The organism is Pseudomonas sp. REP124 (assembly GCF_020164475.1).
In the GTDB taxonomy this organism is placed as follows: Bacteria; Pseudomonadota; Gammaproteobacteria; order Pseudomonadales; family Pseudomonadaceae; genus Aquipseudomonas.
In genome coordinates, this window is the sequence record NZ_JAIQWX010000228.1 from 1 (window position 1) to 7006 (window position 7006).

The 7006-nt window shown below is 62.1% G+C and carries 6 protein-coding genes; 3 read left to right on the forward strand and 3 right to left on the reverse strand.

Going from position 1 to position 7006, the window contains the following annotated elements:
* Nucleotides 1–8: 8 nt before the first annotated feature.
* Nucleotides 9–371: a cupin domain-containing protein gene (locus tag K9857_RS29095; RefSeq protein WP_224541826.1), complete on the reverse strand. Its 363-nt coding sequence runs from the start codon at nt 369–371 to the stop codon at nt 9–11.
* 235 nt (nt 372–606) lie between these two features.
* Here K9857_RS29095 and K9857_RS29100 point away from each other — a divergent pair, with 235 nt between their 5' ends.
* Both K9857_RS29100 and K9857_RS29105 read left to right on the forward strand, forming a co-directional pair.
* Nucleotides 607–2100, forward strand: a complete 1494-nt coding sequence (locus K9857_RS29100) for an aldehyde dehydrogenase (RefSeq protein ID WP_175375817.1) — start codon at nt 607–609, stop codon at nt 2098–2100.
* A 190-nt stretch (nt 2101–2290) separates the two neighbouring features.
* Nucleotides 2291–3433: an MFS transporter gene (locus tag K9857_RS29105; RefSeq protein WP_224541828.1), complete on the forward strand. Its 1143-nt coding sequence runs from the start codon at nt 2291–2293 to the stop codon at nt 3431–3433.
* 25 nt (nt 3434–3458) lie between these two features.
* Here K9857_RS29105 and K9857_RS29110 read toward each other — a convergent pair whose 3' ends face one another.
* Together K9857_RS29110 and K9857_RS29115 are read right to left on the reverse strand one after the other, a co-directional pair.
* The gene (locus K9857_RS29110) at nt 3459–5027 is read right to left on the reverse strand and encodes a phospholipase D family protein (RefSeq protein WP_224541831.1); all 1569 of its coding nucleotides are present in this window, start codon (nt 5025–5027) and stop codon (nt 3459–3461) included.
* Nucleotides 5028–5086: 59 nt separating this feature from the next.
* A complete protein-coding gene (locus K9857_RS29115; RefSeq protein ID WP_224541832.1) occupies nt 5087–6520 on the reverse strand; it encodes a PLP-dependent aminotransferase family protein in 1434 nt (477 codons plus the stop codon).
* Between the two features lie 179 nt (nt 6521–6699).
* On the opposite strand from K9857_RS29115, the gene K9857_RS29120 reads away from it, so the two are divergent.
* On the forward strand, nt 6700–6945 hold the full coding sequence (locus K9857_RS29120) for a DUF1127 domain-containing protein (protein ID WP_224541834.1): 246 nt from the start codon (nt 6700–6702) through the stop codon (nt 6943–6945).
* Nucleotides 6946–7006: the final 61 nt, after the last annotated feature.

The window sequence follows — 7006 nt, forward strand, 5'->3', positions numbered from 1 at the left end:
AAAAATCCTCAGGCCTTCTGCTCAAACGCCACATAAATCTTGCGGCAAGGCTCCAGCACTTCCCAGGTCCCGCGGAAACCTGCCGGGATCACGAAGCGATCGCCCACCCGCAGGGTCTTGGCATTGCCATCCAGATCGCGCAGTACGGAAACCCCCTGCACGATCTCGCAGTATTCGTGTTCGGTGAAGTTCACCGTCCAGTGGCCGACGGCGCCTTCCCACACACCAGCATTCAACTGGCCGCAAGGGCTGTTGTAGTGGTTGTACACCACTTGCTCCGGATCGCCCTTGAGCACCTTCGCCGGGTCAGGGCGGTAGCGTTCGGCGGCGGTGGTGGCCTGGCTGAAGTCGACGATGTTCTGGATGCTCATTGTTGTATTCCCCCGTGAATGCGACGCGAGTGGTAGATAGATCGAGAGTCTATGTTTATTAAATTGAACGTCGCAAGGCCGTTTGCCAGCCTTATGTCAAATATATTGAAACTTCACCTGCCGCTGGTTTAGGGTGGCGGATGCCCTGAGCCGAAAAGCAGGCTGGACGGGCGGAATTCCTGACAGCGCCCGCGAAGAACGCGGGTGTCGTATTCAACAAGAGGAGGACACTCGTATGACCACCCTGACTCGTGCCGACTGGGAACAAAAGGCTCGCGACCTGAAGATCGAAGGCCGCGCTTACCTCAATGGCGAGTACACCGACGCCGTTTCCGGCGAGACGTTCGAGTGCATCAGCCCGGTCGATGGCCGTCTGCTGGGCAAGATTGCCAGCTGTGACGCCGCCGACGCCCAGCGCGCTGTGGAAAACGCTCGCGCCACCTTCAATTCCGGCGTCTGGTCGCGCCTGGCGCCGACCAAGCGCAAAGCCACCATGATCCGCTTCGCCGGCCTGCTGAAAAAGCACGCCGAGGAACTGGCCCTGCTTGAAACCCTGGACATGGGCAAGCCGATCAGCGATTCGCTCTACATCGACGTTCCCGGCGCGGCGCAAGCCCTGAGCTGGAGCGGCGAAGCCATCGACAAAATCTACGACGAAGTGGCGGCCACCCCGCACGATCAACTGGGTCTGGTGACCCGTGAGCCGGTGGGCGTGGTCGCGGCCATCGTGCCGTGGAACTTCCCGCTGATGATGGCCTGCTGGAAACTGGGCCCTGCGCTGTCGACCGGTAACTCGGTAATCCTCAAGCCTTCGGAAAAATCCCCGCTGACCGCCATCCGTATCGCGGCGCTAGCCGTCGAGGCCGGCATTCCGAAAGGCGTGCTGAACGTGCTGCCAGGCTACGGCCACACCGTCGGCAAGGCCCTGGGCCTGCACAACGACGTCGACACCCTGGTGTTCACCGGTTCGACCAAGATCGCCAAGCAACTGATGATCTACGCCGGCGAGTCGAACATGAAGCGCATCTGGCTGGAAGCCGGCGGCAAGAGCCCGAATATCGTGTTCGCCGATGCTCCGGACCTGCAGGCGGCGGCCGAAGCCGCAGCGGGCGCCATCGCGTTCAACCAGGGCGAGGTCTGCACCGCGGGCTCGCGTCTGCTGGTGGAGCGTTCCATCAAGGACAAATTCCTGCCGCTGGTGATCGAGGCGCTGAAAACCTGGAAGCCGGGCAACCCGCTGGATCCGGCGACCAACGTCGGTGCGCTGGTGGACACCCAGCAGATGAATACCGTGCTGTCCTACATCGAGTCCGGTCATGCCGATGGCGCCAAGCTGGTGGCCGGTGGCAAGCGGACCTTGCAGGAATCCGGTGGCACCTACGTCGAACCGACGATTTTCGACGGCGTGAGCAACGCGATGAAGATCGCCCAGGAAGAGATCTTCGGCCCGGTGCTGTCGGTCCTGACCTTCGACAACGCCGAAGAAGCCGTGGCCATCGCCAACGACACCCCGTACGGCCTGGCCGCTGCGGTATGGACCGCCGACATCTCCAAGGCCCACCTGACCGCCCGTGCCCTGCGTGCCGGTAGCGTCTGGGTCAACCAGTACGACGGCGGCGACATGACTGCACCGTTCGGTGGCTTCAAGCAGTCCGGCAACGGTCGCGACAAGTCGCTGCACGCGTTCGACAAGTACACCGAGCTGAAGGCGACCTGGATCAAGTTGTAAGCCAGTGAGGGAGCCTGGCGATCCGTCAGGCTCCTGAACCACGCAAATCCCATGTGGGAGCGGGCTTGCTCGCGAATTCGGTGTGTCATTCAGCACAGATGTTGACTGACAGGCCGCATTCGCGAGCAAGCCCGCTCCCACATTTGTTATGCGTAGTCTGAAAAAATAATTATCCACAGGAGCGTGGAACATGCGTTGGGCGACGTATTTCGCCGTGTTGGCGTCTGTCTTGAGTGTCGGCCTGGCCCTGGGCGTCAGCATGCCGCTGGTGTCGTTTCGCCTGGAAAGCTGGGGTTATGGCTCCTTCGCAATTGGCGTGATGGCGGCCATGCCGGCCATCGGCGTGCTGTTGGGCGCGAAGATTTCCAGTCACCTGGCGGCGCGCTTCGGCACAGCCAACCTGATGCGTATGTGTCTGTGGGGCGGGGCGCTGTCCATCGGATTGCTGGCGCTGTTGCCGAGTTATCCGGTGTGGCTGGCGCTGCGGCTGATGATCGGGGTGGTCCTGACCCTGGTGTTCATCCTCGGCGAGAGCTGGATCAACCAGCTGGTGGTCGAGGAATGGCGTGGGCGATTGGTGGCGCTGTACGGCAGCAGCTACGCGCTCAGCCAGTTGGCCGGGCCGATACTGCTAGGCGTGCTGGGCACTGAACATGATTACGGATTCTGGGTTGGCGTCGGTCTGCTGATGGCGTCGCCGTTCCTGTTGCTGGGTCGCAGCGGCGCGCCCAACAGCGAAGCCTGCAGCGTGACCTTCGGGGATTTGTTCAGCTTCTGCCGCGGCCTGCCGGCGATTGGCTGGGCGGTGTCGCTGTTCGCCGCCTTCGAAGCGATGATCCTGACCCTGCTGCCGGTGTATTGCCTGCAGCAAGGCTTTACCACAGAGATCGCTCTGGCGATGGTCAGCACCGTAGTAGTCGGGGATGCGTTGCTGCAACTGCCCATCGGCGCCCTGGCGGACCGCATCTCGCGACGCTCCCTGTTCACCGGTTGTGCCGTGGTCCTGCTGGTATCGAGCCTGACCATTCCGCTGCTGCTCGACACGCTGCTGATCTGGCCGCTATGGGTGCTGTTCGGTGCCAGTGCCGGCGGGTTGTTTACCTTGTCGCTGATCCTGATCGGCGAGCGTTATCGCGACGATGCGCTGGTTCGGGCCAATGCGCACATTGCTCAGTTGTGGGGGATCGGTTGTCTGCTGGGGCCGCTGATTGCCGGGGCGGGCAGCCAGTGGATCAGCGGGCATGCGTTGCCGTTGCTGATGGCGGCGGGTGCGTTCGGGTTGGTGATTCTGCTGTCGCGGCAGGGGGCGTTTGGGTCGGTTCAGGCTGCATGATTTTTTGCAGCAGCTGCCGCAGATGCTACAACATCCGCTCTAGCCCCACGGTATTGCTCAGCCAGGCATTGAAGCGCCGCCACCAACTGCCAGGCTCCTTGGTCAGGGTGTGCATCTTGCCATCGTCCTCGGTGACCCAGACCACCTGGTCATTCTCCAGTTTCGCCTGATAACTCAAGGCCGGCGCCATGCCCTGTAGCGCCAGTTCGCGCACGCGGGCTGCGAGTTCCGGGCTGTCCACCAGTACGCCGACTTCGGTGTTCCACAGCACCGAGCGCGGGTCGAAGTTGAACGAGCCGATAAAGGCCTTTTTCTGATCGAAGACGATCGCCTTGCTGTGCAGGCTCGAATCGGAATCTCCGTAGGACTTGGTGGAAAACAGCCGAGGCCCGCTACCACCATCATCACCGGGCTGGCGCCGCAGTTCGAAAAGCTGCACGCCGTGCTCCAGCAACGCCTTGCGATAAGGCGCATAGCCGCCATGCACCGCCGGCACGTCCGTGGCTTCCAGGGCGTTGGTCAGCAATCGCACCGACACCCCGGCATCGGCGCGCCCCGTCAGATACACCAGCCCCGGCTGACCCGGTACGAAATAGGCCGACACCATGATCAGCTCCTTGCTGACCCCGTTGAGCTCCGGCGCCAACTGGGTAGTCAGCAGCAGTTGCGGGTCCGGTTCATCCTTGGCCAGCACCTTGCTCGGCGCATCCCACAAGGCCTGGTTCCAGGCCCAGATCAGTTCATTGCGCCAGATGTCCAGACGCGGATCGGTGGCGAAGGCCATCAGTTGCTGATAGAGCGCGTGGTTCTGCTTGCGCGATTCTTCCAGGGATTGTTCCAGGCGGGTGCGGAAATCCCGCAGGTCCTTGGCGGTCGGTTTGCTGGAGACGAACGTATCGATCGGTTTGCTCAGGGCGCTGTTCCAGTACTGGTCGAAACTGTGGCCCAACTGTTCTGCCACCGGGCCGACACCCAGAATGTCGATGTCCGTGAAGTTCAAATTGGGCTCGGCATCGAAATACTCGTCCCCCAAATTGCGCCCGCCGACGATGGCCATGCTGTTGTCGGCCAGCCACAGCTTGTTGTGCATGCGCCGGTGCTGCTGCGACAGGTTGAACAGGCGCCCCGTGGTGCGTGTCAGGCCCGTGCTGCGCCCGAGGTGCAAGGGGTTGAACACGCGAATCTCGATCTGCGGGTGGGCCGCCAGGGTGGCGATGGTGACGTCCTGGCCATCGCTGGTGGTGTCATCGAGCAGAATACGGATGCGCACGCCGCGGTCGGCGGCCTTGAGCAGTTCTTCCACCAGCATGCGCGTGCTGATGCCGTCATGGACGATGTAGTACTGCAAATCGAGGCTGCCCTGGGCGTTGCGGATCAGCTCGGCGCGGGCGGTAAAGGCTTCGGTGCTGTCGGACAGCAGCCGAAAGCCGGATTTGCCTTCGTGGGTCGCGGCCTGAGCCTGGACCGAGCGGCCAAAGGCCGAAGCGCTCGCCGGCAACGCCTGGCTCGGTTCGCGCTGCACGCCGTAGCTGGCGCAGCCGCCGAGGATCGAAGCAAGTAACACCAGAGCAAGCAGGGATTGTCTGACTATCACGTAGGATCGTTCCGAGGCGGCAGTGGTTGGCAATATTGACCGCATCCATTACGCAAAGATCAGTCGATCAGCCCGTCAGTTTCCGCCAGCAGCTTGATCGCCGCGGCGCCGACCTTGCGCACGGCTTCTTCAATCTGTGCCGTTGGTTTGGCAGCGTAGTTCATGCGCAGGCAATTGCGGTACTTGCCCGAGGCGGAAAAGATACTGCCGACGGCAATCTGTACGCCCTGGTCGTGCAGGTCACGATTCAGTTTCAGGGTATCGAAGCCTTCCGGCAGTTCGACCCAGAGCATGAAGCTGCCTTGCGGACGACTGGCGCGGGTGCCGGCAGGAAAGTAGCGGGTGACCCAATCGATCATCATGTCGCGATTGCGCTGATATTGCGTGCGCATCCGCCGCAAATGCGGTTCGAAGTGCCCGCCCTTGATGAATTCGGCGATGGCGATCTGCGGTTGCGGCGCGGTGGAGCCGGTGCTGATGTATTTCATATGCAGCACCCGTTCCAGATAGCGGCCGGGGGCTACCCAGCCGATGCGCAGGCCGGGGGCCAGGGTCTTGGAAAATGAACTGCACAGCAGGACGCGGCCGTCCTCGTCGAAGGATTTGATCGTGCGCGGGCGCGGGTAGGTGTAGGACAGTTCGCCATACACATCGTCCTCGATGATCGCTACGTCAAAACGCTGTGCGAGCGTCAACAACGCACGCTTGCGCGACTCCGGCATGATGTAGCCCAGCGGGTTGTTGCAGTTGGGGGTCAACTGTATGGCCTTGATCGGCCATTGCTCCAGTGCCAGTTCCAGCGCGTCGATGCTGATCCCGGTGAGCGGGTCGGTGGGGATTTCCAAAGCTTTCATGCCCAGGCCCTTGAGGGTCTGCATGGCGCCGTGAAAGCTGGGGGAGTCAACGGCCACAATGTCTCCCGGCTCGCAGATGGCGCGGATGCTGGTGGACAGCGCTTCGTGACAACCGGTGGTCACTACCAGGTCGCCGGGGCCGAGCTGACAGCCGGAATCGAGCATCAGGCGGGCGATCTGTTCGCGCAGTTCGAGGTGGCCGTGAATGTTGTCGTAATACAGACCGGGCATATCCTGGCGGCGGCTCAGTTGCGCCAGCCCGCGCAGCAGGGGCTTGAGGGTCGGGGTGGTGATGTCCGGCATGCCCCGGCCCAGCTGCACCACATCCTTGCGCGGCACCGCGCGGATCAGCTCCAGCACCTGATCCCACTGGGAAATATCCACAGGCCGCTGCGCCGGGCGACCCACCGCCGGCAGCTCCGGCAGGTCACGACTGACCGGCACGAAATAGCCCGACTTGGGTTTCGGCGTGGCCAGCCCGCTGTCTTCCAGCATGCGGTAGGCCTGCTGCACCGTGCTCAGGCTGACCCCGTGCTCCACGCTCAACGCCCGCACCGACGGCAGCCGGTCACCTGGGCGATAGAAGCCCTGTTCGATACGCGTGCCGAGCAGTTCGGCGAGGTTGACGTAGAGAGTCATGGCGCAGTCTCGATAGAGGTGATTCGGTTAACCAGTACAGATGGGGCGAAAAATCAGGATTCAGAGCCTATAGCGGTAAATCTGTATGGAAATAATACAGTTTCGTTGGATCTGTAATGCTTTTCGCCGTCCGCGCATCATGAAACCTCTGGCTACCCAAGTAAACAGGAGCATTCAAGATGAACGGTTTGAGCGATGTGCGGCTGACGTTACGCAGTCAGGAACTGGAGATCGGGCAAGATGGCAATGCGCGCCATGTGGTGATGCGCAATGTGCGCGCTGACCTGAGTCGCTGGGACCTGTTCTGGCAGCGCCTGCACACGCGCAAGGCGTTGCTGGCGCTGACGCCGGAGCAGCTCAAGGATGTCGGGCTGACCCGTGAGCAGGCGCGGGAAGAGGGGCTCAAGCCATTCTGGAGAATTTGATTTTTGTGCTGGTCTCTCGGGCCTCTTCGCGGGCAAGCCTCGCTCCTACAGGGTTCACGCC